Genomic DNA, 1308 nt, shown 5'->3' on the forward strand with positions numbered 1-1308 from the left:
CAGGCGGGCCGCGTTGGTCACCTGGGCCAGGTTGGCGATGGAGGCGACGACGGCGAAGAAGACCAGCGGGACGACCGCGGCCTTCAGCAGGCTGATGTAGATGCTGCCGACGGTGGCCAGCGTCTCGCCGAGCCAGGTCGGGTGCTCGGAGGTGTGCCCCGTCGCGCGGGCGATCAGGCCCAGGACGAGGCCGAGGACGAGGGCGGCGGCGATCTGCCAGCCGAAATTCGACGTCCAGGCGGGGAGCCGACGTCGGGGCGCCGGTGCGGGGGAGGACTGTGCGGTGCTCATCCGGGGAGGTTAGGCGGTCCAATACCACGACGCCGAAACGGATTGCGCCATGTGACGTGGTGGTGACGTCCGTCTCGCCCCCGCGTGGCCCAGCGCGGGGGTCCTGTGACGTGGCCCGCACCCGGGTCGCCGGTTTGGCCCCCGGGCATAGAATCGCGGAAACACCCGTCCCGAAAGGCCCCTTCGTGACCATCACCAGCACCGGTCCCAGCCCCGAGCCCGTCCACTCCTCCTCGGATCCCTTCGGCTTCTTCGGCCTCACCTATGACGACGTCCTGCTGCTGCCCAACGCCACCGACGTGATCCCCGCGGACGCGGACCCGGGCACCCGGCTGACCCGCAACATCCGCTTGAACATCCCCATCGTCTCCGCGGCGATGGACACCGTGACCGAGGCCCCGCTGGCCATCGCCATGGCCCGCCAGGGCGGCATGGGCATCATCCACCGCAACCTGTCCATCGAGGACCAGGCCCGCCACGTGGACACCGTGAAGCGCTCCGAGTCGGGGATGATCAAGGACCCCGTGACCATCGGCCCCGACGCCACGCTCGCGGACCTGGACGAGCTGTGCGCCCAGTACCGCGTCTCGGGCCTGCCGGTGGTGGCCGAGGACATGACGTTGCTGGGCATCATCACCAACCGCGACACCCGCTTCATCCCGCGCGAGGAGTGGGCCACCCGCACGGTGGACACCGCCATGACCCGCATGCCGCTGGTCACCGCGCAGGAGGGCGTCTCGCGCGCCGAGACGATCCGCCTGTTCTCCCAGAACCGCGTGGAGAAGTTGCCGCTCGTGGACGATGCGGGCCGCCTGACCGGCCTGATCACCATCAAGGACTTCGACAAGGCGGAGCAGTACCCGGACGCCGCGAAGGACGACGAGGGCCGCCTGCGCGTCGGCGGCGCCGTCGGCTTCTTCGGCGACGGCTGGGAGCGCGCCATGGCGCTCGTCGAGGCGGGCGTGGACGCCCTCGTGGTGGACACCGCGAACGGCCACACGCACGGCGTGCTGGACA

Annotated in this window: 2 protein-coding genes; one reads left to right on the forward strand and one right to left on the reverse strand. The window is 70.6% G+C overall.

Annotation, left to right across the window (positions count from 1 at the left end):
- Nucleotides 1–291, reverse strand: a 291-nt coding sequence (locus tag AB0N07_RS51210; RefSeq protein WP_365847884.1) for a cation:dicarboxylase symporter family transporter, incomplete at its 3' end; no start/stop codon positions are given.
- 275 nt (nt 292–566) lie between these two features.
- Here AB0N07_RS51210 and AB0N07_RS51215 point away from each other — a divergent pair.
- Nucleotides 567–1308 (forward strand): IMP dehydrogenase (locus AB0N07_RS51215; protein ID WP_365847886.1); only part of this gene is annotated, 742 nt, incomplete at its 3' end.

Source organism: Streptomyces sp. NPDC051172 (assembly GCF_040682555.1).
Classification (GTDB): Bacteria; Actinomycetota; Actinomycetes; order Streptomycetales; family Streptomycetaceae; genus Streptomyces.